Genomic DNA, 25,285 nt, shown 5'->3' on the forward strand with positions numbered 1-25,285 from the left:
GAAGTCCTGCACAGGGGTTTCCACCCTCCATCCATCCCTTGATGACTCGTTCGTCAATGATCTCGAAGAAGCGGGCCAAAGTAGCCAGGGAGGGCTCTTTCTTCGATCTCTTCCCGCTTGCCAGTGGCATGCGAACCGACGTGACTACGTGCTCGTGCCCGGGACCGACCCAAAGTGAATGCCACTGTATGACCGTCTTCGGGCATGCAGTGCGCTCTGACCCTCTTCAAAAAAACGAGAAGCCACCGCTTCTGCGAAGACTCCGACGCCGTGCCATTGGCAGCTTTGTCACTCGAGGCCCAATGAAAACTCTTTCATCTGATAGATGACTCGTCCATCCACCGACAGGAAGCCTTCCGCAATCAGCGTTTTTCGCTGGTCGTCAACACTTTTGATGACAGCGGTCACGGTCACCAACTGGTCGCGTGGCACCACTTGTCCGCGGTAGACCCATTCGTGTTTGCCACTCGTCCCGGATGCGGGATCGTGGAGTACCGGTGTCAGGAACTGCGCATCCGGCCCCGCGTTCCACCGACGAGCGGCGTAGAATTTCAGTAACTGGAAGAACGATTCCAGCCCCAGCGATCCTGGCACAACAGGATCCTGGTAGAAGTGAGCCTTGAAGAACCACGATTCGGGATTCACCCTGGTTGTGCCGATGGCGAAGCCCTGACCGTAGGGGCCATTCTGCAGCGAGATTTGAACGTTATCGATCATCTGGAACTGCGAATCCGCGAAGGGAGCTCGGTCCTGATATGCGAAGCGTTCGGCCTGACTCGCCTCGTCCGGCGACGGCGAGAAAGGTTTCGCCTCACGGATCCCCACCTGATTCAGCAGTGAGGCACGCGAGAAAAATCCAAAGTAGGTATTCCCGACATAGACAGGCTGATCGTCACAGCGAAGATCGAAGTCATAGTGCTGAATGATCATCCCCCCCGCGTTGGAAACGCGAGTCATTTTCACAGTCGTCGTGAGCGTTCCCGATGCGGGGGTCACATCCCGGTATTGTGTTGCCGTCCCACCGAGGTTTCTGAACGAGATATCCGTGTCGCTGGTGAGCGCAGAGCCGACGTAGGCGGCCAGCCAGCCACATGGCTGCAGGGCTGTTTCCAGCAGGACAGCGAATGGCATTCGCCGCTGACGGTTCGACTGGAAGTACCATTCATCGGGAGGAACGTCGTACTGAGCGACGACGACTCCGCCTGGGTTCAGCACCCACTGCTCACAGTCACTGATCGCGACAATGCGGTCCAGGAATTGGAACGGTGGTCCCGGAAGTCTGGCAATGACTCGTTCCGCGTCGAAGACCTGGTAGCGGTCCCCAAAGGCTTCTGACGGCTTACCAACGGCGAACGCGGTGATTCGGTCGGTGTCAAACAGTGCAGGGCGGCGATCGTAGCGAGGCGTAAATTTCTGTGAGGAAATGACAACGCCCTTTTCGCCACGCGCCGCTGCGGAACTCCACAGTCGCTCAATGAACTCCCGCGTCAGGCCCGACATCCTTACGGACATGTCGGTAATTTCGACGATCGGTTTCCCGTCCGCATACATCAAGGCATCGGCAAGGCAGTACGGGGTCGCGGTGGGACTCGACGATTCCGAGGGGACACCCGGGGCACCGCTGGCTGCGTCAAAGTCTCGGTAGCCGACTTCCTTCAGCGTGATCTCGTACCAGACCTTCTTTGTGGTCGCGAGAACCTGACCGCGGCATTTCAAGCGGCTGCGGACGCCGGGAATCGGCTCATACACGATCTGGTCCGCTTCACCCAGCCAACCCATTCGCAGCAGCAGGATCCGCAGTGTATGCATGCAGCATTCATACATCAGCGTTCCCGGCATCACCTGATCGTCACAGAAGTGACACGTCAGAAACCAGTCATCCGGATGAATATCCAGTTCGCCCAGGATCGTTCCCATGCCGAACTTCCCGCCGGTCGGCTCGATCTGAAGAATGCGGTCAACCAGCCACATCTTCGAGCGTTCGTCAGCCCCCGCTGACGCTGATCGGATCAAACCAGGAATGGTGACCGGGTTCGTGAGCGGAAGTTGTGCGAACTGAGCACCGAAGCAAGCGGCAAGATCCCCTCTCCGCAGGGCCAGCAACTGAGCGTCGGAGAAGCTTTCGCGTGCGAGCGGTACCAGTTCCTTCCAGTTGCCGGTCCACTTTCCGGGACGTGCCTGCTTATCGAGAGCCGTGTGGATGATCCCTTTCCCGCTATTCAGTTCGGCAGCGGTGAAGAACCCCGCGCAACCTTCCCGCATCGTCAGCAGCGGTTCTCCTTCCACCGTCGCGTCAAACTCGAAGCGGAACAGATATGTCTGTCCCTGACGGAAGAAGTGAAGAATGCGGATATTGTAATTGATGGTTTTTCCGGGACCGGGCAGCTCTCGATGGAACGTGACGACCGCATCGAGCAATCGATAACTGGCCAGGCCCTTGGTCTGAAAATCAATTCCCAGCCACCCTGACAGGAACAGGTCCGCCTGTCCCGCTTCGACCGCAATACACGTGGGAATGCGGTTGCAGTCGAGATACCAGGCCCCTTCATGGATGTCGTGCTCGGTCACGACACGGCCTGATGTCATCGACAGTGGTTCGCCTTCAATTTCCAGCATCCGATCAGCGAGCATCAGCGGTTCGTCCGGCAACCGGACGCGCGTCGGGAATTCATCGATCGGAGCGAACTGCGGTCCCAGCACCCGACCAATCTTGCCAATAGCGTATTCCATGCACTGCGCCCGGTTCAGCGAGCGAGGGGCCACCAGCGGAGTCGGCGGCAACTCTTCAACAGGCGGCGCAGCATTCGGCGCGACTGGTTCCACTGGTTCCACCGGATCGGAGACCGTCGGCCCCGCGACGAGATCGGGCGAGGCAACTTGTTCGCCCGCAGCAATCCGGGTGAAGAGCGCCAACTGTTCCGCCATGATCCGCTGAGCTTCCGCGGTCACACGCAGATAGGTTTCATGAGCACGCAGTCGGGCGGCCACCATATCATCAAACTGAGTCATGACATTCATTCCAAAAGTGGACGCTCGTGGCGGGATTCGCCATCCCTTCGCTGGTCTGGGCACCAAGAACGGAGAACCACCCACCGCTGTCACAATACCCCGCTTCGTGGGGGAGGGACTGGTGATCGTGGCTTCGGTCGTTCGTGCGTCGCCGTAGAGGAACCGCAGTTCGACGGGGATTCGCTCCGCAATCAGCACAGCCAGAAGTTCGTAAAACGCAACCAGGGGGGACGCGGTCGAGGGGGTCGCAGACAGGGCACGATGCGGACGGTCGCTCAGGATCTCATCGATCATCCGCGTGCACGAACTTCCCGGACCAATCTCCACGAACAGGCGGACGCCATCCGAATAGGCCTGCTCGACCACCCGCGGGAAATCGATGGTATTGACGGCCTGCGCCACAATGGCCTCGGCGGCCGATTCCCGGCTCAGTTCGTATTTCCGGCCCCACGCCGTGCTGTAGAAATCGATCGGTTGCTCGTAATGAGCGGTGCCAATTCGAGGCCGCTTCACCAGAGGAACCGTCGTCTGCATGAGGTGTAGTGCCCGATAGGCTTCTTCGACTTGCCGCAGGATCGGACAGTGAACGGTACTCGGTGCTGCAAACGGAACGAAAGTTCCGCCCAGATCCCGGACAAGTCGTTCGACACCATCTGTTTCCCCACCGATCACACATTGTTGCGGGGTGTTCACGATCAGCAGATAAACCCGTGCCCCTGATGCGTCGGCAGTAGACGAACCAGGTCGTCCCTGATCGTGTGACAGGTTCTGGATCGCCGCCTGAACCACTGCCGCCGATCGGTCGATGACACCTGATGTCCAGCGAACGGGCGAACCAGCAGGAACATTCCAGGCGCGCCGGGCTGCTTCAAACGGTGTGACCAGATCACTGCCGAACAGCGTTGCCTGTTCCATCCGTCGCAACATCTCGTCCCGGTCAGTCCAGGCCCGCAGCCCGAAGAGTGCGGCGGATTCCCCCAGGCTATAACCGATGCTGGCGTCAGGCGTGACACCCAGACGATTCAGCAGGTCACAGACGGCCGTTCCCAGGGCCACCTGCCCAAAGATCATCGCTTTGTGCTGTTCAAGTACTGCTGCGGTTGAATCCCCGAACCAGATCAGGTCGGGACGGTACTGATCTCGCAACCGTTCATTTTCGAGATACTGCTGGTGCAGCACCTCCGGAAATGCGTTCAGCAGCTCACGCCCCATCCCGAGGAATGCATTCCCGGAACCGGGGAAGACAAACGCCAGTCGCCCCGTAGTCCCCAGCGGTGTGCGCGTGAAACGAACGCGCCGATCCAGGACAGCGGCGGGCTGGTCACGCAATGCGTTGACGGCAATCCGAGCGACATCGGGAATTTCCGCCAGCGATCGAACGACTAGCGACAGTCCCCAGCGGTGTTCTGGTTGAGGAGGCCGGGATCGAAACCAGTCCGAAGCCAGGGTCGCAACAGAACTCGCGTTCGCCGCGCGTTCGTTCAGTTGATTCACCCCGGACTCAAGCTGTTCGACCGAATCCCCGTCGATGACGAACAGGCCCACGGGCAACGCCGCGCGAGTTTCACGAGCAGCAGCCCGCTGGGCAAGAGCCGCTTTGCGAACGGGTCCGGGTGCCGTGGTCAGTTCCAGTCGGATTGATCGGCCGTCCGGGCCCAGACCCGACAACGTGATCGGTCGAGTCTGCTCCACCCGGTTCTGCATCCAGCCACCCGACGGAGATTCCGGGATCGCATGCCGGGAAAGCGATTCGACCGCTGTAAACAGCCTCAGCAATCCTGTCGCAGCACCCGCCGGCGATTCCACCGTCAAACCGTCGGCAGGGGAGCGACCGTCGGCTGGAGGTTCGGCATGGCCTCTGTGTGTCGAACCATCAGGGAAGAGCTGTCCAATTTCCCCGGGATCCGTTTCGATTCGCGAGAGGATCGCATGGATGTGATCCCCGTCTCGTACGGCATCTTCACGTCGCTTGAGAACAAATGCCGTCGCACTATCCACAAACGCCGGATTGCCGCCGTCGCCATTCTGCTTCCGTTCCCGCAGGACCGCCACTCGATGACGGATGTCACAGACCAGATCAACCGCCCCGACGACTGCTCGATCGAGTTCACCTCGGCGCAAACTCTGGGCCGCTACGGCACACGCCCGCAGTCCGGAATTCGCATCGGCGGAAATCGTGAAGCTCGGTCCCCCTACATTGAATTCCCGAGCCAGACGACTGGCGACAATCCCCCCCAGGTTGCCCATGACCCGGTTGGCCGACAGGGGGGGACTGACCGAGTCTTTCAACTCTGCCGTCCATTGCGTCAGTTCCTCATCCGACAGCTCAAGGTTGAGCGCCGTTGCCCAGTGCGAGGCCAGTTCCTCGATCGACCAGCGGAAGTGAAAATTCGTGGTATTGGGGTCGAGTTCGATCCCAACGAAAACTCCCGTGGCGTTGCCAAGCGCGATGGCGTCCGACGGACTGCGGTCAGCACGATCGGCAACGCTGTCAGCGTCCTTCAGGGCTGCTGCGGCGACCTTGAGCATCAACTGCTGCTGGGGCAGCATGTCCTGCATTTCCAGTGGCGGGATACGGAACTCGCCCATGGGCAGTTCTACGGACGTCACCGCTGCCGTACTTTCTTCCGCCGCACCGGCGAACTCGTTTCGGAACCAGTCCGAGTGAGTGACGCCCCAATCTCGGATATCGGAAGGAGATTTCGCTCTCTCTGAGGCGTCGTCCGAAGCGAGTGAATCCGATCTATTACTCTGCGTTGCAGGGAGACCCCCGGTTGCGAGGAGACCCCGGGAACTGGCCACCCCGACGATGGCAATGTCGAGATCCTGCGCCGGCGATAGCGAGCGGTCTGCCGTGGAGTTGGGTCGCTGTGCCGGAGACGCGGGAACGAGTACCCGCGTCATCATGTTGGAATGATGCGGTCCGCAATACTCTTCAATCAGCACATGCGCGTTAATACCGCCAAAGCCAAAGGCATTGATCGTGGCACGACGAGGGGTGATGCCGGTGGTAGCCCCCACAGTACCACGGACGTCCGCTGTTCGCCGTGGCCAGGGTTCGGCACGACTCAGCACACGGAACGGGCTGCCGGACCGGGCCAGTCCTGCCGCAGGCTGCTGAAAATTGGCCGTCGGTGGGAGCGTCTCGTGACGGAAAGCGTACAGAACTTTCATCAGTCCGGCGGCACCGGCCCCCGTCAACAGGTGACCAACGTTCGATTTGACGCCCCCGATAACGCACTGGCCGGGGGACGAGGTCTCGTCGGCCCACAACTGATGCAGACTGTCGATCTCCACACCATCACCGACCGGCGTCCCTGTTGCGTGGCACTCGATCAAATCGACGTCGCTCGGACGCCAGCCTGCCTGCTCGTAAGCAGACCGCATCGCACGGAGTTGGCCCTCAGAGTGAGGTGCGAGCAGGTTTGCGCCGCGATCGTTCGACAGACCGATCCCGGCGATCACGCCATAAATGTGGTCGCCCGCGGCAACCGCGTCAGAGAGGCGTTTGAGGACAAAGACCCCCGCCCCTTCTCCCACGACCAGACCGTCTGCGGCAGAGCTGAGCGGAGCACACCGTCCGCGACGGGAGAGGGCTTTCAACTGCGCGAAGCCCATCTGCGTGTATTGGCAATCGGGTCGCGACATCCCTCCGGCAAGCATGGCATCGGCACGACCCGCCAGCAGTTCCTCACAGGCAAATTTCAATGCATAAAGCGACGACGCACAGGCGGCATCCAGCGTATACGCGGGACCTCCCAGCCCCAGGCCTTCCGCAATCAACACGGCCGGCAGACTCGCCGCCAGACGGTTCAACGGATGCCAGTTCCCCGCCGCGACGAGTTTCGCCGACCCCTGCTTCAATTCATCTTGCCGCCCGTCCGGAACGGCTGCGGCCTCGACAATTCGTTCGAACAGAGTTCGCCCCAGCACATCCCGGCAGAGCGCCGAGGTCGATTCCGTGGGAAGAACAATGTTCCCCAGAATCACGCCGACCCGTGAGCGTTCCGTGCCACCCAGCTCGCGTGCATCTCGAAAAGCAGCGCGGGCGGCGTGAAGGCCCAGATGAAACAGGGGGTCGAGTTGACGGAGCAACGCTGGATCGAGTCGCAGTCCCTCGGGATCAAACTGAAAGCCTTCGACGAAGCAGCCCCAGTCAGAGTAAACGCGATCCGGCTTCGGCCCCTCTTTGTCGACCGCTTTGGCCGGGTCGAGGAACCAGCGATCCGGGGGGACGGACCGCCCCGTATCGACCCCGTCAGCGATGTTCTGCCAGAACTTGTCGAGGTTCGAGCCCCCCGGAAATACCCCGCCAACACCGACAATTGCGATACGTTCAGAACGGTCTGTCGGCGGCATAACGTAGGAGACTTCAGTTTGAGCAATTTTCACAAGGTAGGCAAACCAGCATGATAATCGGACCAACCACCGCAAGCCACGGGTTTCGACCAGTTTTCACAGCCGCCACGGGTAAAGTCCCTGCGGCAGTCCGAAATCCAGCTAGGACAGCAGGTTCCAGATGAAGGGATCATTCAACCCCTTGGCGATATGCTTCGATCGACTGAAGTCATGGCTGGCCGTGTGATCATGCGGCACAGAAACGATAAAGGCTCCGGCGGCCGCGGCGGCGCGGGAACCGGTCCCCGAATCTTCCAGCACCAGCATATTTTCAGGTTGGACACCGAGCAGTTCCGCCGCCTTGAGATAGATCTCGGGATTCGGCTTTCCGTGAGTCACGCTTTCCGCCGTCAGTTTCACAGGGAAACGGTGTCCCAGTTGGAATCGCTCGAAGATGTCGTCCAGATAATCCCGGGGCGAGGACGTCGCCACTCCCTTGGGCAGCTTTCGGGATTCAATCAGATTTAATAAGTCGTACAGGCCGGGCATCGGCCGGAGGTGTTCGTTCAGCATTTCGTGAAAGATCACACGAGATTCCGCCAGCAGATCCGCCGGTTCTTCGTTGAGCTTCATGTAATCTCGAAACGCCGTTAGCGACTCCAGCGGACGCAGACCGAGCATCGCATCCATCGCTCCTTTGGACATTCTCAGTCCGCGACGTTGCAGCAGAACATCGGCAGAAACGTAGAAGACATCTTCCGTATTAAACATCAACCCATCCAGGTCGAAACAAACGGCCTGAATCTGGGGAATCGTCTCAGTCATAGCGTTCTTGAAGTTCCAGCAAAGTACTCTCGGCCGACCCTGGCCAGCAGGGGGCAAGCTCATTTCAAAAGCAGAATCCGCCTGCAAGCCATGTCGCTCATGCCAGGCACGTCGCAACGAGGGCTCGCGCGTGAGTTCAGAAGCACACTGACTTGTTCAGCCGGTCCCGATGGATCGGCCGTTGAATCAGGATGAGGACTCTGAGCACGAAGTTTAGTTGGGTGACCTGTGAACGTCCACGATTCAAGGCGCACGCACGGCCGCCAACCCCTGCGTCAGCGCCGACTGGTAAATCCAGACATCACCCCCAAACGCAACCAGTCGAAATCCCCGTTGAATCTGGGCCCGTCCCTCTTCCACACTGGTCACCAGCACAGCGGGGACCTTTCGGTTCCGCTCGCAGGCAGCCAGGACCCGGTCGATGGCATCGAGGATGCGGGGATGCTGCATCTGCCCCGGCAATCCCAGGGAATTCGCCAGATCGTAGAGTCCGATCCACAGGCAATCGAGTTCGGGAACGGCGGCAATTTCATCAAGGTTGTCCAGACCCGCAGCGGTTTCGATCTGGGCGATGATCAGCACTTCGGCGTTGGCGGAACGAACCACTTCCGCAATCGAATCATTCTTGTAGTCATCATGAGCAATCGAAAATGCGGCACCACGTCGTCCGATCGGGGGGTACTTCGCTGACTGCACGAGCAACCGAGCCTCCTCTGCCGATTCGACCATCGGAGCCATCACTCCCATCGCCCCCGTGTCCAGCACCCGCGAAACGAAGTGATACTGCGTCGTGGGAATGCGAACGATAGGAACCAGCTTCGGTTTCGGCGTCGTGGCAATCAGCATGCGGATGGACTCAATATCCCATCCCGTGTGTTCCATGTCATAGACAGCGAACTCGGCCCCGGCATTAGCGGCAATCCGACCGATTCCGGTCGTATTAAACTCAAACATCATCGTCCCAACCGAGACACCGCCCGTTGCCACACACTTTTTGACCGGATTCGCCAGCATCTGCGTTCCTTTATAGGGGAGACAGAATCATCACTCAGGGGAAGGGATGAAAAGGGAGTTATCCTACCCGTTTCGTTACGGAGTCGCACAACCCCAACAAACGAATTGCGAGAGCAGATTGCTGGCCTCGCTTCAACCTCCGCCCACGGTCTGCTCCTGAAACTTAGTGGGACCGTCCCCGTGCACGATTTCGACTCAGGTAGTTGATACCGCACCAGGTTAATGCGATCACGCAGTTCCCTTTCAGCAGCAAGGAGCGGCCACGGACGCCACCACGCGCCCGTAAAGATTTCGAAGATGTCAGAAATGCCAAACAGCAGGAACCAGACTGCGGCCACACGTCCCAGGTGCTGATTTCGACTTGGTCCCCGACTGCGAATGAAAAGAGCAGCGCCGATCGTGATCCAGAACGCAGCTTCCAAACCATTGAAGAGAGAAAACGGGTCCATCCGGAAGCTCCACGTAGCGCGATTCAGTAAAACAACGACGACCTTCTTCTGAACTTTCTCAAGCGGAAACCTGCGAAAGCATGATCCGCACTCCATTGCTCACGTTCATCCAAGTGTCAACTCGAGCATAACGCTGGAAGATCCGAATCACCTCTGTCACTATCACAGCCGCCCTGTCAGCATGGCGATCAGTATGATCAGACCGATGAACGCGTCTACATAGCGGGAGTAATGTGTGAGCAGGCTACGTCTGAGAATCGGGCCCGTCGTTCAGAATGCCGAAGATGTACGACTTCGAGTTGAACGCGAACTTCCCGATCATGCCGGACTACGAAGTCTGGCGGCAGGCGTCGCCACGGCGGCGCGTGACGCAGAACATGTCGCTCAACAATTAAGGCGTCCTTTCGGAGTACACCGACTCCCCGCCGCGTTCCTGGCAATCGCGTTACTGCTGTTGATCGTCTGGATTTACATTGAGTTCTTTCGCACGACCACCCTCAAAATCGCACTCCCCGATCGGGACTTTCAGGCACTGAAATCCCGCATGCAGCAGGATGATCGAATCCGGTTTACCGAGGAGGTCGTACCGGGATCGCGAGAAGCCGTCCAGAAAGTTTCTGCTGGTGAGGTCGATCTGGGATTCATTCAGGGGGGCGTCGAAATTCCCGCAGAACTTCCCCGGTTCCAAACGAGTAACCCGGAACTGGTTCTGTGGTTCGTGCGTCGATCCATTCCGCACTTCGGAGCCATCAAGCGAGTTCTCACGTCTGTCGAAGGAGCGGGCAGTCATACCGTCGCAAAAGATTTTCTTCGTGCCTGGCGACTCGACTCACAAATCGAGTTTGTCCATCGCTGGAAATTGCTTTCGGGCGATGAAGCGTCTCCGCTGTCCGAGGACATCGATGCGGTGTTCGTCGTCAAGGACCCCGCCGATCCGCAGGCCCTGACAGCGGCAGAACGACTCTCAGAAGCGGGGTTTGTGCTCGCATCGCCCGACCTGGGAGCCCGCGTCGCTCAATTAGACTATCTCAGCCCGCACACGATCCCGGCCGGATATCTTCTCAGCATTCCCCCCTTTCCGGAACAACCGGTCGCCACATATGCCGTCAAAACGTACCTCGTCGCCCGCAAGGATATCACACCTCGCATGCTGGCGGCGGCAAGTCACCTGCTGGACGGGGAGCAGACCCCGATGTCATCCGGCCAGTATGAGCCCAGCCTCAGTGAGACGAGCGAACTCTTTCAGGGGGTCGACGCCTTCCTGGGGATCATTATCAATCTTGTGCTGGCGTTTCTCGCCCTGACGGGACTGGAGATGCTGGCGTATCGCAAGCGGTTCCATGAACTCAATTCACTGGTCAGTCTGATCAGTATCCATCAAAGCTCGAAAGATGTCCTCGGCGTGCATGATTCCAGAACACGCAGGGACCATCTCCTGTACCTCAGCCTCTGCAGCGACCTGCTGGGCTTAGTCAGCATGATCGGGGGCTACTACACCCAGGAGAATTCGTCACTGCTGTTCAGCGGAATGCCCGAAATCATCCACCAGCGCTGCGACGGCCTGAAGATCAACATTCAATTGAAAATCCTGCATGCCACCATCGATCCCAAGCCGTTTGAAAAGTCGGTCGTGGAACCGACGGCGACATCGGGATAGCCGCGAACGAGACAGATACTTTTATTGGCTGGTGGCAAGTTGCAATAAACACCGCTGTCAGGCTGAAATCGGCCCTGCCAGTCGCGCCTCACCGTAGATCTCGTCAGCCCCTGAAGGACCGTTTCAGCGATTGCTGCTTGAACTTGTGCGAGGAATCGCCAACATGACGGTTCGGCGGCCGTATTTTGTGCCCTCGCCGAACTGGTTCCTTTGCAACGACAGGAGATTCGATGGCCGATTCCAGTCCCCCTTCACCACTGGTTGGGGTGATCATGGGAAGCAAATCCGATTGGGAAACGATGCGGCACGCTGCGGAACTGCTGCAGGAATTCGAAGTTCCTCATGAATGTCGGATTGTTTCAGCTCACCGAACTCCTGAATTGATGAATGATTACGCCAGATCGGCCGAATCGGCGGGCCTGGAAGTGATCATCGCCGGGGCCGGCGGGGCAGCGCATCTTCCCGGCATGGTCGCCTCGCAGACGGTCCTTCCCGTTTTGGGTGTTCCCGTGCAGAGTCGTGCACTGAACGGCATGGATTCGCTTCTGTCCATCGTGCAAATGCCCGGCGGAATCCCCGTGGGAACACTGGCGATCGGTGAGGCGGGTGCCAAAAATGCGGGATTGCTGGCAGTCCGCATCCTCGCCACAACCCGTCCGGAACTCCGAGCCCGACTGCACGACTTTCAAACCCGTCAACGCGACCGGGTACTGGGAGATTCACTTCCATGACGAATCCGATTCTGCCCGGTGCCACGCTGGGAATGCTGGGAAGTGGCCAACTCGGCCGCATGTTTACCATTGCCGCACGACGCCTGGGCTACCGCGTCCATGTCCTTTCTCCCGACACGGAAACGCCGACAGGGCAAGTCGCAGACGTCGAAGTCCGCTGTGACTATCAGGACCTTGATCGGGTCGCTGAATTTGCGCGCGGCGTCAGCGTCGTCTCGTTCGAGTTCGAGAATGTCCCCTCGGAAACAACCGAAGTCTGCCGCAAGTACTGTCCCGTTCGCCCGGACGGGTCCGTACTGCACACCTCCCAGAATCGATATCGGGAAAAATCCGCCCTCAAAGAGGCCGGTCTCCCCGTCACCCCCTTCACACTGGTGCGATCGCTCGAGGAACTGGAAGCGGCGGCGAAGCAGCAGGGATTGCCGGGGGTCTTCAAGACAGCGGACTGGGGATATGACGGCAAAGGTCAGGTCGTCGTTCGGTCTGAAGACGAACTTCCGGCGGCCTGGGCCAAACTGAACGCTCCTCAGGCAATTCTCGAGAAGTTTATCGATTTTGAAGGCGAGCTGTCAGTTGTCGCCGCCCGGGGTCTCGACGGACAGTTTGTCAGCTATGGCCCGATCGGAAACGTCCACAGCAATCACATTCTGGACATTTCCGTCTGCCCGCTGCTGGTCCCCGGTTCCGTTGCGGCCGATGCAATCGAGATCACACGTGCGGTGCTTGATCGACTGAACGTGGTCGGTGTGATGTGCGTCGAGTTCTTTCTCACAAAAAATCAGCAATTACTGATTAACGAGACAGCACCCCGTCCACACAACTCGGGCCACTTGACGATCGACGCCCATGTCACGTGCCAGTTTGAACAACAGGTGCGGGCCATCTGCGGGCTGCCGCTGGGGTCCGGTGAGCTCCGGTCTCCCTCGGCCATGGCGAATCTCCTGGGCGATGTCTGGGACAGCGGCGAACCAAACTGGACGGCGGCGTTGCGGCATCCCAATTTGAAGCTGCATCTGTATGGCAAGCAGGATCCGCGACCGGGGCGAAAGATGGGGCACCTCACCGTGCTGGCTCCGACTGTGCACGAAGCCGAACAGACCGCAAAGCAGGCCCGTGCGGCATTGAAGTTCCGCTGAATCGGGCCCCCCTGCCACGCTCCCCCCTCCGGGGGAGCGACCGAAATTGTACGAACCTGCCAAACCGCTATGATTTCGGGGCCAGACGGAGTTCCTGATGAAAGCCGGAAACGGCCTGGGTGACACCGGTGGGAAGCCGATTTCTCGCGACGCCTGGATCCGGGGTTGTCGTGATCCGAACCTGAAGAGCGCCTCGAGATGTCCTCTTGCAGTTCGCGGATCGAGACAATTCCGTCCCACCTGATGCTGAATCATCACAACTTGACACCATTTTTGAATACGGAAACGGACTGAAGGTCATGCCTCGTTACGATGACGACGTCAAGCGGATTGAAGCCAAGTGGCAGGCCTATTGGGACGAACACCAGACGTTTCAAGTTGATCCGGCCGATACCAGTGCCGATGCGTCAGACAAGCTCTATGTCCTCGATATGTTTCCCTATCCGTCGGGGGCGGGACTGCATGTCGGACACCCCGAAGGATACACCGCGACGGACATCGTCTGCCGCTTTAACCGCATGCGGGGCAAGCAGGTGCTGCATCCGATGGGCTGGGATGCATTCGGATTGCCCGCCGAAGACTACGCGATCAAGACGGGGACTCACCCCGCCGTCACGACGGCCAAAAACATCGGAACGTTCAAGCGGCAACTGAAGTCACTCGGCTTCAGTTATGACTGGAGCCGCGAGTTCGCGACGACAGATCCCGAATACTACCGCTGGACACAGTGGATCTTCCTCCAGCTTTTCGACACCTGGTACGATCCCGCTCATGAATGGACCGGTCCCGACGGTAAGGCCCGCACGGGACGGGGGCGCCCGATCGCCGACCTGCCGATTCCCGCCGACATCGCCTCTCGCGGCAGTGACGCGGTGAGACGTTACCAGGATCAGCACCGGCTGGCTTATCAACATGAAGCCCCGGTCAACTGGTGTCCCGCGCTGGGGACGGTGCTCGCCAACGAAGAGATCGTCGACGGAAAGAGCGAACGAGGCGGGCATCCGGTCGAGCGAGTGCCGCTGCGCCAATGGTTGCTGCGGATCACCGCCTACGGAGACCGTCTGGCGAACGAACTGGACGATCTTCAATGGCCCGAATCGATCAAGCTGATGCAGAAAAACTGGATCGGCCGCAGCGAAGGTGCGGAAGTCGATTTCTACGTCGGACAGAACGGCCCCGCTTACGAAGAATGGAAGGCGAACCGTGCGACGAATGGCTTCCCGCGTGAAGCTTCGCCGGATGTCTTGCGAATTTATACGACGCGGCCAGACACGCTCTTCGGCGTCACCTACATGGTCCTCGCCCCTGAGCATCCGGCGGTAGCCGTGTTGACGACTCCAGAGCAACGTGCGGCCGTGGAGGCCTATCGACAGCAGGCGGCCACGAAGAGCGATCTGGATCGAACCGATCTGGCCAAGAACAAAAGCGGCGTTTTCACCGGTGGCTACGCGACGAACCCGATGAACGGCGAGCAGGTCCCCGTCTGGATCGCTGACTACGTTCTGATGAGCTACGGCACCGGTGCCATCATGGCCGTTCCTGCCCACGACGAACGAGACTTCGAGTTCGCCACGCAGTTCCAGATTCCCATCACGCACGTCGTGGCTCCCGCCGACGGAAGCGTCGACGTCAGTCAGGGCTTCTTTCACCACGGCGTCGCGATCAATTCGGGAGCGTACACCGGCCTGCCGACGCTTGAGTTCAAGACAAAAATGACCAGTGATCTGCAGTCCGCGGGGATCGGACGCAAGGCGGTCAACTACCGCTTGCGTGACTGGTTGTTCTCGCGCCAGCGTTACTGGGGGGAACCATTCCCGATCTGGCACGAGTTGGACGAAAACGGACAACCGACCGGTCTGCTGCGAACCGATGCCGTCACCGAGCTTCCGGTTCGTCTGCCGGAAATGGCAGACTTCAGACCGACGGGTACGCCTGATCCGATGCTCTCAAAGGCACCAGAGAACTGGTTGTACAAAACCTCGCCCGAGGGCGTGCGTCTCAAGCGGGAAACCAACACCATGCCGCAGTGGGCGGGGTCGTGCTGGTACTACCTTCGCTTCGCCGACCCCCAGAACACCGAGCGGTTCCTGGATCCGGCCTTGGAAAAGCGGTGGCTTCCCGTCGACCTGTATGTCGGTGGGGCAGAGCACGCCGTGCTGCACCTGCTGTATTCCCGCTTCTGGCACAAAGTCCTGTTTGACCGTGGACACGTTTCGACGGCAGAACCGTTCCAGCGACTGGTCAATCAGGGAATGATTCTGGGCGAAGTCGAGTTCACCGGGTACGTGCTGGGGACAAATGCGGGGACGGATATTGCGACACTTCCCTTCGTTTCAGCACGCGATTTGAAAGCGAATGTCGATGAAAGTGGTGCCACCACACGAGTCGTCGAAAAGACCGGTGAAGTCGTCACGCCCGTCGTACTTGATCTTGAGGCGGTCGAGAAGAAGGGAGATGCCTTCGTCCTGAAGGATCGGCCCGAGATCGTGATTGAAAGCCGCGCCCATAAGATGTCCAAATCCCGGGGCAACGTCATCAATCCCGATGTCGTGGTCAACCAGTTCGGGGCCGATTCACTTCGACTGTACGAAATGTTCATGGGTCCGCTCGAAGCCGTTAAGCCATGGAGCATGAAGGGTGTCGAAGGGGTTGCCCGGTTCCTTGGTCGTGTCTGGCGAATGATCGTCGATGAATCGAATGATACCAAGGCCCAACTGTGTCCTCAGGTCCAGGATGTCGCTCCGACGGCGGCTCAACTGCGAACCTTGCATCGTACCATCAAGGCAGTTACGCGCGACGTGGAATCCATGGGATTCAACACGGCCATCAGCCGCATGATGGAATTTGTGAATGAGTTCCTCAGCCAGGACGTTCGCCCGAAAGCCGTCATGGAACCGTTCGTCCTGATGCTCAGCCCCTTCGCACCGCACCTGGCCGAAGAACTCTGGGAACTGCTGGGACATTCAAAAACGCTGGCGTACGAACCATGGCCGACTCACGAAGAGAAATACCTCATCGAAGCCGAGGTCGAAATCCCGGTGCAGATCAACGGAAAGTTGCGCGGCAAGATCACGATCCCCACAGGTGCAGATCAGCCCACAACGGAAGCGGCGGCCAAGGCGGACGCAGTCATTGCTGGTCAGCTCGAAGGGAAGAATATCGTCAAGACGATCGTGGTCCCGGGTAAGATGATCAACTTCGTCGTGAAGTAGATTTTCCTGAAGGGAACGCCTCCCGATCTCATCGGCCATGGGGGCAAAGATGACCAGTCTGCGGACGCGTCTCAGGACGCCCGCAGACTGACGTCGGTCCGGGACGTTTCACGGGTGAGCGGACTCGCCCCGACGGCCGTTTCTGGCATGAGTCGTAAAAAAAGAGAGCAGACCGGGGCAATTCTGAGTCCTGGTCTGCTCTCTCTATTGATTCGGCGTTATTCACGCCACGGATCCGTATCAGCCGCTTTTCGACCAAGCCGGGATCATTCAGCAATAACCGGGTTGGCGAGAACACCCACCCCTTCGATTTCAACTTCCATCCGATCGCCCGCCTTGAGGTAGACTTGCGGATTGCGAGCCGAACCGACACCCGGAGGCGTTCCGGTGAAGATCAGGTCGCCCGGTTGCAGCGTGATCAGTTGCGACAGATGAGCAATCACTTCGTCGATGCCAAAGATCAGCTCTTTTGTCGACGAATTCTGTAGCGTTTCGCCGTTCAGACGCAGACCGATCTTCAGACTGCGTGGATCGACTTCGTCGGCGGTGACCAGGTAGGGTCCCGTGGGTGCGAAGGTGTCTGGTGACTTGCCCAAGAGCCACTGACCGCCCGGTCGTCCCTTTTGCCAGTCGCGAGCCGAGACATCGTTACCGCAGGTGTATCCCGCGACGTATGAGTAAGCTTCCTCTTTCGGGATGTTTTTTCCCTGCTTGCCAATCACGACGACCAGCTCGGCCTCATAATCGACTTCATGAGAAACTTTCGGCAGAATCACCGCGTCTTCGGGACCGATCACGGTCTGCGAAAACTTGCTGAAGACGACGGGCTCGGTCGGAATGGGCGAATTGGTTTCGATCGCGTGATCGCGATAGTTCAACCCGATACAGAAGACTTTGCCCGGATTTCCCACCGGGGCCGCCAGCTGACCCGTGATGAAGGGGCCTTTGACCGATCCGACCGCCAGCGCATGGGCTGCAGCGATCAGACCTTCTGGAGCGGCCAGAATTTCCCGCATGGTGGTGGGAAGCTTGACATCCACTTCACACAAATCCACAAAGCGTCCGTCGAGTGCAACGCCAACGACTCGTGGTCCCCAGTCGGTTTTCAATGTGGCCAGCTTCATCTTAGTCTCCCTGGTAGTTGTGTCTGCGAGGCTGTGAAACGACTTCTCATTATTCAGTTTTGCACGGCGTCGGGACACTCTAGTCACCTCGGGAGGGATTTTCATCCGTACAGACATCACTTCAACTTGCCGGTCGAACTCAAATCTGCGAAACAGAGTTCGTGTTCAGCATGCACCCTGATTCTGCGCCGCAGCGATGCTGGGGAACTCACAGGCGTCACGCGCTCCACCGAAATCACGTCAGGGACTTGCACCAGCCTTACGGACACAAGCTGAGGAACGGAAAGTCATGGAAGCGGCGCCGACAATCCTTTTTGCGGGGGGAGGCACCGGCGGCCACCTGTTCCCCGGGATCGCCGTGGCCGAACAGCTCCGCCAGCGTTCCCCTTCCCGCCGACTCATTTTCATCGGCTCCAACCGGCCCATCGAAGTCAGCATCGCGGCGGACCACCACCTCGAACATCGCATGTTGCCGGTCGAATCACTGGCGGTTCTCAAACGAAACCCCGTCAGATTTCTCTGGCGAAACTGGCAGGCGTGGCGCAGCGCCCAAGCACTGCTGAAAGAACTTCGGCCCGCCGCCGTCATTGGGTTGGGTGGCTACGCCAGTGCACCCCTCGTCTATGCAGCCAGCCGCCAGCGAATTCCCGTCGTGCTGCTGGAACAAAACGCGATCCCCGGACGGACGACACGGGGTCTGAGCCGCTACGCAAATCAGGTCTGCCTCTCGTTCGCCGAGGCACAAACGTATCTGCCGCGCGCTCGCCGTGTGACGGTCACCGGGAATCCGGTCCGCGCAGAGATTGCCCGCTTGCACCACCCCGCAGAAGATCATGCAGACACCGTCGTCTCTCCAGTTGATACTGGCCGACACTTGCTGATCCTCGGCGGAAGTCAAGGTGCCGACTCGCTGAATGCTGCGGTATTGAAAGCGGTTGCGGCGTTGCGCGAACCACTCGCCAACTGGCAGATTGATCACCAGACCGGGCCTCGCTATGTGGAGGTCGCTCGTCAAACATACGCCCAACTGGGGTTAAAAGCTGAAGTGTCGTCATTCTTTCGTGATATGCCAGAACTCTACGAGCGTGCGAATCTCGTCATTTCACGAGCCGGTGCCACGACGCTGGCAGAACTGGCGTGTGCGGGCAAGCCGGTAATTCTGCTCCCCTATCCGCACGCAGCCGACGCTCATCAGCATGCCAATGCCAAAGTGTTCGTCGATCGCGAGGCCGCCCTCCTCGTCGAACATGCCCCTTCTTCTGACGAGACCGCTTTGCAGTTATCCCGGAACCTGGAGAAGCTCATCAGGGACCCCCATTTGCGTCATCGCATGGGAAATGCCGCATTGTCACTTGCCCACCCGGACGCAGCCGCGGCCATCGCGGATGTCATCGAGGCTGAGGTGAGTCCCTGCGCCGGATAAGCCGTTAGGCAGCGGTATCTGGTGTCCGGGTTTCTGCAACCTGAGTGACGCGAACAGGCCACTGAATGAGCACTGTCGCGATCAGGCATAACGTCAAGCCGACCAGATTGACCCATTTCGAGGCTTCATGGTAATGCGTAAACGACGCCGACTTGGCTTGGCCCGGGGGAACGACCATTCGCAGCAGAGGAAGATAGACAAAAACGTAGTCCAGCGCCAGCACGCCAAGTGACAGCGCCAGGAAGATCAGTGCTCCGGTACGGCGGAACCGGGGGAAAGTGGCCGACGGTCCTCCGATCAGTGCCCCCAGCCAGGCGCTTCCCATCAGGACAACTCCGCAGACGTAATACGCAGGAAAGCGGAGTGCGACGAGAATATCTTTGGTGGCAGAGTCGAAGCCGCCTCGCGTCACCTCGGCCACTCCCACAATCACAAAAAGAGTGGCAGCACCGACCCAGGCGGACGTACAGAAGCGAGCAATAAACTGCCCAACCGTCGCCAGGAGACCTTGCGGGGGTTCAGCCGGGGAGTGCCCCATAAATTTCATGCTCCGAAATCAAATCACTCAATCAGGACGTGCGACAGGCTACAGTCCGGAAGTCCACTCGTTTCTCACACTGACCCGCAGAGATTCTGCAGATGCAGCCTGCAAAGAAGAATCGAGCGATCCATCTCAGACGACGCAACCAGCGCTATCGCATCAGACCGCAGCAGTCTCGCTGCGGGATTGAGGCATTGTGACGGAGTCATTCCAATTACGGAAGCATGACCTTGACGTTGGCACCAATCGCGATTTTGGGCCACAACTTGCCAGCCGGTTCGATCTTTACAGCCACGAACGATTCGCCATTCCGCGATGACGATGTGACGTGCGAGGGGATCTCGGATATCACTCCAATCCGTTTATCATTCTCTGGAAAGACAAGAGTGACCTTGGTTCCGGGTTTCAACTGGGCCGCTGTCCCCGGGGGCAACTGCGCCACCACATGACGCTGGACGTCGTCCAGAATATCCACCAGGGAACCGCCACCTGCGACCTGATCGCCCGAATGAACTTTGACTTCCCCGACGGTGCCGTAGGTCGGACTGATGATCTGCAGCTCTTTGGATTGCTCTTCCAGCGCAACCAGCTCCTGTCGGGCTCCGTTTAATTTGGCCTCGATGACATCCACGCCCGACCCCTTGCGAATCTGTTCTTCCAGATTCTTTTCCAGGGCGGCAAGGCGGGTGAGTCGTTCCTGACAGAGCGTGACCTGAATCGCCAGAGTCTCTGCGGAGGCTGCAGCAGCGTCTTCACGAAGCATCGCCTGCAGGCGGCGTTCGTCGGGAAGGTGAAGCTGCTTCGTCAGCGAACTGAAGGGGTTATTCAGTTCCGCGCCCATCGGACTGACCAGCGAATCTGCGCTCGCCAGATGGTCTTTCCAGGCAAGCTGCTCGACCTGCTTGTTAAGCCGTTCCTGTGCCAACGCGGTCTCCTTGAGCTGTGTCTCGAAGACTTCCGCGTCCAGTTCTCGTCGCCGCCAGGCCAGGTCCACTTCGGCCGCAACTTTCACCCGGTTCATCTCGGCTTCCAGTTCCGAGATTTCGCGACGCTTGCTGATGATGCGATCCTCAAGGCGGGGATCGACGAGTTGAACCAGCAAATCGCCTGGAACGAGTGTCTGACCTGCTTTGACCGACACATCTCGGACCTGAGCCAGACAGTTCGAGGACACCGTCGTCGAACGGGACTGCAGCACCCCTGGATAGGAATGCTCGCCGACATATTCGAAGAGACAGGCGAATCCCGTCCCTGCAAATAATGCCAGACCGATGCAAACCCCTTTGAACATCAGGGAACTGGAAGAGGCTTGGTGTGTCGTCGAGGAAATTTCGCCGGGCATGGTGCGCTTCATCCAGAATGCGTGACAAAGTCCTTCATCGGATCGGCAAAATCGGAGGATGTTCATTGGACAGAGTCGGCCCATTCCAATCGGAAATCAAAAAACGAGTCGATACAACCCGCAAAAACCAACAGTTCCGGGGCAAAAAGTGAAGTCACCTACACTCGTTGATCCCCGTTCCCGCCTCCGTCCACGCACACGCTCCCGCAGCGTCCAATCCGAGAGGAACGATTTTCGAGACTCCAGTCGAAGCGAAATTCCCTCCTTATGAGGAAGCGCGGGTAACAGGAATCATCGCGACCCGCGCCCTGCACACGCGTTTGCGATATGATCAGCGGGCAGTCTTCCAGAAATGACGAAACGGTTATCTGTATGCGTCCTCAACCGATTCCCCCACGCCCGTCGGTGCTGAGATTCGACAGGAAGTTCGATCCGGATGACGCAACCCGAAGATCACCGGGGATTGGACGGGGTCCGCCGCCGCAGAATGATTCCCGTGGCGATCACTCGCTGTCCCGCACCCGAGGGCCGACCACGTGAACTGTGGCGGTCCTGTTAACGAATACTTTTTCCTCACTTGAAACAATCCGACATGCCTGTCCATTCCGCCGGTTCCACGGCACGCGTTGTCATTAAACCTCGTAAAGCACTCCCCTTTTTCAGTCGTCATCCCTGGGTTTTCCAAGGCGCCATCGACCGGATCGAGGGAAATCCGGCTCCCGGTGATGCAGTCGCCCTCACCGCTCATGACGGACAGTTCATCGCCTGGGGTCTGTTCAATCCGATCAGCAAGATTGCCGTCCGACTTTACTCATGGGATGAAGCAGACCCTCTGACAGAAACTTTCTGGCGGCAAAGAGTTACAGACGCCGTAGAGATGCGGAAGGTCCTCTTGCCCCAACAGGGGCCCCAGGACGCCAGCCGACAGATTTACAGCGAAGCCGACGGGCTGTCGGGACTGACCGTGGACCGCTATGGCGGCTGGCTGATGGTTCAATTGACCAGTCTGGCGCTGGCGAATCACAAAGAAGTCATCCTCGATAGCCTGCGCGAAACCCTGCAACCGGAAGGGATCTGGCTGCGAACCGAGAAAGGAATTCGCGCGGCGGAAGGATTGGAACTGACCGACGGGTTGCTTTGGGGCCAGTCCCCCCCTCGACCCATTTTTATCGCCGAGCATGGTGTTCGCTATGGAATTGACGTGGCCGAAGGACAAAAGACCGGATTTTTCCTGGATCAGCGGGATAATCGCCGACGGATCGCCGACTTCGTGCGAGATAAGCGAGTTCTCGATGTCTGCTGTTACACCGGTGGCTTTGGCCTGAACTGCCTGGTGAACGGGGGGGCTGCCGAAGTCACCGCCGTCGATGCGTCAGAGGCGGCTCTCACCCAGGCCCGTTCCAATGCAGAGCTGAACGGGGTTGCGGACCGACTCAAGACAGTTAAACAGGACGCCTTCAAGGCTCTGGAAGAATTTCATTCCAAACAGGAAACGTTCGACACCGTGGTGCTCGACCCGCCGAAGCTCGCACGCAACCGGCAGGGGATCGATGCCGCGTTACGAGGTTATTACAGCCTGAACCGCTTTGCACTGGGTCTGATCAACCCCGGTGGATTCTTTGTGACCTGCAGTTGTTCAGGTCACATCTCTCACGAAATGTTTGCGGATATGCTCAGTCAGTCGGCACTGCACGCAGACCGCCGATTGCAGGTGCTCGAGGTACGCGGCCCTGCCGCAGACCACCCCGCGTCGATTCACTGCCTCGAAACGAACTACCTGAAGTGCTACCTTTGTCGCGTGCTGTAGATGTCGTTTCACGAGATGAAACCACCCGATTTCCAGCGATCGCCATCATTGTTGGCCGTTCAAATCATAAAGGGGAATGAATTTACTCCCCTTTGACGTAGAATAGCCTCCGTTCCGGGCCCATACTGGCGATTTCCTCTGCCCGGGATCGCCACAGACTTCTTCCTACTTTCTCCACAGAGCCGCGCGTGTCACGTCGAAATAAAAAAGTCGAAGAAACGATCCCTCATTCGTTTTTCATCCGTCCACAAGAGAAGTTGTTAATCGACACTCTGCCGGACATGTCGGGGAAACGAGTGATCTGTACGTCGGCCGGGCGTGCCCAGTTTGCCGTCGCCTACGCGACAGATCATCCTGACGCTCAGGTTGATTGCTGGTTTCTCGATATTTTTCACAGGACGCAGAGCGAATTCCGTATCAGCGAAGATGGACCGCCCCCCCCGAACCTGAATCTGATCTGCCAGCCGGATCTGCCCGATCACGAAGCGGATCTCGTGGCGTTCGCCTTCAAAAAGGGGGGTGAAGCCGAGTTGACCCGCGATCTGCTCCAGCAGGGACACCAGCGACTGGTCGAGGGGGGCCGAATGGTCGTTTCCACCGACAACGACGAAGATCAGTGGATTCACAAAGAGTTACGGGCAATTTTTCCCAAGGTAACACGTCGCCCCGTCCGGAAGCAGGGGACTGTTTATCTCGCGACGAAAGTGGCGCCGCTGAAGAAACTCAAAGACTTCGACTGCGAATTCGCGTTTCGTGACCGGGGTCGACTCATCTACGCGTACAGCCGTCCCGGTGTTTTCAGTCATCGTCATATCGACGGGGGCGCGCGGGCCTTGATGAACAAAATGGTCGTCAAACCGGGCATGAAGGTCCTGGACCTGGGAAGCGGTGCCGGTACCGTCTCCCTGGCCGCCGCCTTCGCGGCAGAAAATGTCTCGGTCCACGCAGTCGACTCCAACGCCCGCGCCATCCAGTCGCTGGAACGAGGGATCGCTAAGAATGAAGCTCCCGGGATCACGTATGCCCTGGATGCCGAAGGGGAAACTCCCGCATCAGACGAGTTTGACCTGGCCCTGGCTAACCCGCCGTACTTCTCAAACTACGCGATCGCGGATTTGTTCCTCGACACGGGTCATCGGGCACTGAAACCCAAGTCAAAAATCCTGATCGTGACCAAGACCCCGAACTGGTTTGTCGAGCGGATGCCCCTGTGGTACGGGGACGTCGAAGTGGCCGAAGCCAACGATTACTGGATCGTTACAGGCCGAAAGCGAAAAGAATCACTCGCTGATCAGCCGCGAGAACGGCGATCGCGAGAGCAGTACGACTGAGTTCCCCCGACCGGCAACCTCATTCGATCAGACTTCGTTCGAATGAGGTTGGGACAGACTGCAAATTGCGGCCAGTCCCCTGACTCCCATTGTCCATCAGGGATAACGGATCTGTTTCAAACCGCTAGGAACCCAACGGATCCAGCAACTGGATGACGTGCCGCACTTCGTAGGGACGCTTCACCAGCCCCGTGGATCTCGCGGAGTTCCACTGCATCATGCAGACGTGATTCGACGTCGCCAGAATGACGGGGGTACCGACCGCCTCATTCAAGAATGCCGATTTGCGCGCGAGAATCTGCTGCGCGTTCTCTGGCTTCTGAATGTTGTAGACCCCACCTGATCCACAGCAGTCACGTGCCTGGGGAGCCAGTTCCCATTGATATCCGGTCGCGTCCAGCACGTTCGCGGGAATGCCAGCCGCCTTTTGACCATGCACCAGATGGCAGGGAAGATCCACATAGACGCGCGCCGCTTGGTCCTTCCTCGTCCGTGTGACGAGGTTCTGTTCACCCAGAAAACCGAGCACGTCACGAACGGGGACTTCGCCTTTCATGGTCTTCCCCAGCGCCAGGCCGCAACCGGAAGAATTGCTGACGATCGCGTCCACATCCAGCTTCCCGAAAGCGATCCGGTTCTGTTCCTGCAGTTGGTCGACGCCGTCCATCCCCGTATGTTCCTGGAACGCCCCGCAGCATCCCTGATCCGGCGGCACGACGACCTGGATATTGTTCTCGATCAGTACCCGCACGGTTGCGAAGTTGATTTCGCGGAAGAGAGATTCCATCAGGCAACCCGTCAACAGCGCCACTCGTGGACCGGTCGGCCGGTGGACCTGCATCAGGTGACTGGAATAGGCCTGCGTCGACTGAAACGCGGCAGGCTCGCCTTTGAAGAGAAACCGATGGGGCAGGATCCCGACTTTCCGCAGCAGTCGCGCCGGTAACATCGCCAGATTGAACAGCGATTGATGCCGGGCTAAGCCTGCAGCAAACCTCAACGAGATTGGGGGACGCGACCGCTTCTGGGCGACGTGCTGATGTTTGACCTGTTCGAAGATCTGTCCATACGGAACATTCGCAGGACACGCCGACTCACACGCCAGACAGCCCACACATTCGGAAGTGTAGTGGTCAGTCCAGGGATCCTGAGGAATCCGTCCGTCAGCCTCTTCGCGCCATAGCCGTAACCGACCACGGGGCGAGTTATTCTCATCCCCGGTCAGTTTATAGGTCGGACAGACTTCCAGACAGAAACCACAGTGAACGCAACTCGCAAGCAGATCAGGGTCCATTGAATGACACGACTGAGCAGCGGTCGGGCGATTCGAATTTGACGTCGTCACA

The 25,285-nt window shown here is 58.7% G+C and carries 14 protein-coding genes; 7 read left to right on the forward strand and 7 right to left on the reverse strand.

From position 1 onward, the window contains the following. Positions 1–288: 288 nt before the first annotated feature. The 3 genes from ACGY09_RS10735 to ACGY09_RS10745 form a co-directional block, all read right to left on the reverse strand. Positions 289–7,368, reverse strand: coding sequence for a beta-ketoacyl synthase N-terminal-like domain-containing protein (locus ACGY09_RS10735; protein ID WP_397571541.1), 7,080 nt, complete (start codon positions 7,366–7,368; stop codon positions 289–291). A gap of 141 nt (positions 7,369–7,509) precedes the next feature. Further along, on the reverse strand, positions 7,510–8,172 hold the full coding sequence (locus ACGY09_RS10740; protein WP_397571542.1) for an HAD family hydrolase: 663 nt from the start codon (positions 8,170–8,172) through the stop codon (positions 7,510–7,512). Positions 8,173–8,415: 243 nt separating this feature from the next. Next, positions 8,416–9,186, reverse strand: a complete 771-nt coding sequence (locus ACGY09_RS10745; RefSeq protein ID WP_397571543.1) for an HpcH/HpaI aldolase/citrate lyase family protein — start codon at positions 9,184–9,186, stop codon at positions 8,416–8,418. 684 nt (positions 9,187–9,870) lie between these two features. Here ACGY09_RS10745 and ACGY09_RS10750 point away from each other — a divergent pair. The 4 genes from ACGY09_RS10750 to leuS all read left to right on the forward strand — a co-directional run bounded on the left by ACGY09_RS10750 (position 9,871) and on the right by leuS (position 16,371). Then, the gene (locus ACGY09_RS10750) at positions 9,871–11,292 is read left to right on the forward strand and encodes a hypothetical protein (protein ID WP_397571544.1); all 1,422 of its coding nucleotides are present in this window, start codon (positions 9,871–9,873) and stop codon (positions 11,290–11,292) included. 230 nt (positions 11,293–11,522) lie between these two features. Further along, positions 11,523–12,023: a 5-(carboxyamino)imidazole ribonucleotide mutase gene (gene purE / locus ACGY09_RS10755; RefSeq protein ID WP_373650246.1), complete on the forward strand. Its 501-nt coding sequence runs from the start codon at positions 11,523–11,525 to the stop codon at positions 12,021–12,023. Then, a complete protein-coding gene (locus ACGY09_RS10760; protein ID WP_397571545.1) occupies positions 12,020–13,159 on the forward strand; it encodes a 5-(carboxyamino)imidazole ribonucleotide synthase in 1,140 nt (379 codons plus the stop codon). The genes purE and ACGY09_RS10760 overlap by 4 nt, the downstream gene beginning before the upstream one ends. A 299-nt stretch (positions 13,160–13,458) precedes the next feature. Beyond that, positions 13,459–16,371 (forward strand): leucine--tRNA ligase, encoded by a 2,913-nt coding sequence (leuS, locus tag ACGY09_RS10765; protein WP_397571546.1) that lies wholly within the window; start codon positions 13,459–13,461, stop codon positions 16,369–16,371. 266 nt (positions 16,372–16,637) lie between these two features. Here the strand turns inward: leuS and ACGY09_RS10770 are convergent, their stop codons facing one another. After that, positions 16,638–17,495 (reverse strand): fumarylacetoacetate hydrolase family protein, encoded by an 858-nt coding sequence (locus ACGY09_RS10770; protein WP_397571547.1) that lies wholly within the window; start codon positions 17,493–17,495, stop codon positions 16,638–16,640. Between the two features lie 289 nt (positions 17,496–17,784). Between ACGY09_RS10770 and murG the strand changes: the two genes are divergently transcribed. Continuing rightward, complete coding sequence (gene murG, locus ACGY09_RS10775) at positions 17,785–18,918, forward strand: undecaprenyldiphospho-muramoylpentapeptide beta-N-acetylglucosaminyltransferase (protein ID WP_397571548.1); 1,134 nt, start codon at positions 17,785–17,787, stop codon at positions 18,916–18,918. Between the two features lie 4 nt (positions 18,919–18,922). On the opposite strand, the gene ACGY09_RS10780 is transcribed toward murG, so the two are convergent. Further along, complete coding sequence (locus tag ACGY09_RS10780; protein WP_397571549.1) at positions 18,923–19,456, reverse strand: hypothetical protein; 534 nt, start codon at positions 19,454–19,456, stop codon at positions 18,923–18,925. A gap of 217 nt (positions 19,457–19,673) precedes the next feature. Further along, positions 19,674–20,801 (reverse strand): HlyD family secretion protein, encoded by a 1,128-nt coding sequence (locus tag ACGY09_RS10785; RefSeq protein WP_373650240.1) that lies wholly within the window; start codon positions 20,799–20,801, stop codon positions 19,674–19,676. Between the two features lie 592 nt (positions 20,802–21,393). Here ACGY09_RS10785 and ACGY09_RS10790 point away from each other — a divergent pair. Further along, complete coding sequence (locus ACGY09_RS10790; RefSeq protein WP_397571550.1) at positions 21,394–22,608, forward strand: class I SAM-dependent rRNA methyltransferase; 1,215 nt, start codon at positions 21,394–21,396, stop codon at positions 22,606–22,608. A 188-nt stretch (positions 22,609–22,796) separates the two neighbouring features. Next, the gene (locus tag ACGY09_RS10795; RefSeq protein WP_373650238.1) at positions 22,797–23,939 is read left to right on the forward strand and encodes a class I SAM-dependent methyltransferase; all 1,143 of its coding nucleotides are present in this window, start codon (positions 22,797–22,799) and stop codon (positions 23,937–23,939) included. A 124-nt stretch (positions 23,940–24,063) separates the two neighbouring features. Here the strand turns inward: ACGY09_RS10795 and ACGY09_RS10800 are convergent, their stop codons facing one another. Beyond that, entirely contained in the window at positions 24,064–25,284 is a 1,221-nt protein-coding gene (locus ACGY09_RS10800) for a (Fe-S)-binding protein (RefSeq protein ID WP_397571551.1), read from the reverse strand. Position 25,285 lies beyond the last annotated feature (1 nt).

This window comes from Schlesneria sphaerica, from assembly GCF_044336245.1.
GTDB lineage: Bacteria > Planctomycetota > Planctomycetia > Planctomycetales > Planctomycetaceae > Schlesneria > Schlesneria sphaerica.

Bases quoted from the DNA above. Each gene is read 5' to 3' on its own strand.
- ACGY09_RS10735 (WP_397571541.1), bottom strand. From the start codon at position 7,368: ATGCCGCCGACAGACCGTTCTGAACGTATCGCAATTGTCGGTGTTGGC.
- ACGY09_RS10740 (WP_397571542.1), bottom strand. From the start codon at position 8,172: ATGACTGAGACGATTCCCCAGATTCAGGCCGTTTGTTTCGACCTGGAT.
- ACGY09_RS10745 (WP_397571543.1), bottom strand. From the start codon at position 9,186: ATGCTGGCGAATCCGGTCAAAAAGTGTGTGGCAACGGGCGGTGTCTCG.
- purE (WP_373650246.1), top strand. From the start codon at position 11,523: ATGGCCGATTCCAGTCCCCCTTCACCACTGGTTGGGGTGATCATGGGA.
- ACGY09_RS10760 (WP_397571545.1), top strand. From the start codon at position 12,020: ATGACGAATCCGATTCTGCCCGGTGCCACGCTGGGAATGCTGGGAAGT.
- leuS (WP_397571546.1), top strand. From the start codon at position 13,459: ATGCCTCGTTACGATGACGACGTCAAGCGGATTGAAGCCAAGTGGCAG.
- ACGY09_RS10770 (WP_397571547.1), bottom strand. From the start codon at position 17,495: ATGAAGCTGGCCACATTGAAAACCGACTGGGGACCACGAGTCGTTGGC.
- murG (WP_397571548.1), top strand. From the start codon at position 17,785: ATGGAAGCGGCGCCGACAATCCTTTTTGCGGGGGGAGGCACCGGCGGC.
- ACGY09_RS10780 (WP_397571549.1), bottom strand. From the start codon at position 19,456: ATGGGGCACTCCCCGGCTGAACCCCCGCAAGGTCTCCTGGCGACGGTT.
- ACGY09_RS10785 (WP_373650240.1), bottom strand. From the start codon at position 20,801: ATGCCCGGCGAAATTTCCTCGACGACACACCAAGCCTCTTCCAGTTCC.
- ACGY09_RS10790 (WP_397571550.1), top strand. From the start codon at position 21,394: ATGCCTGTCCATTCCGCCGGTTCCACGGCACGCGTTGTCATTAAACCT.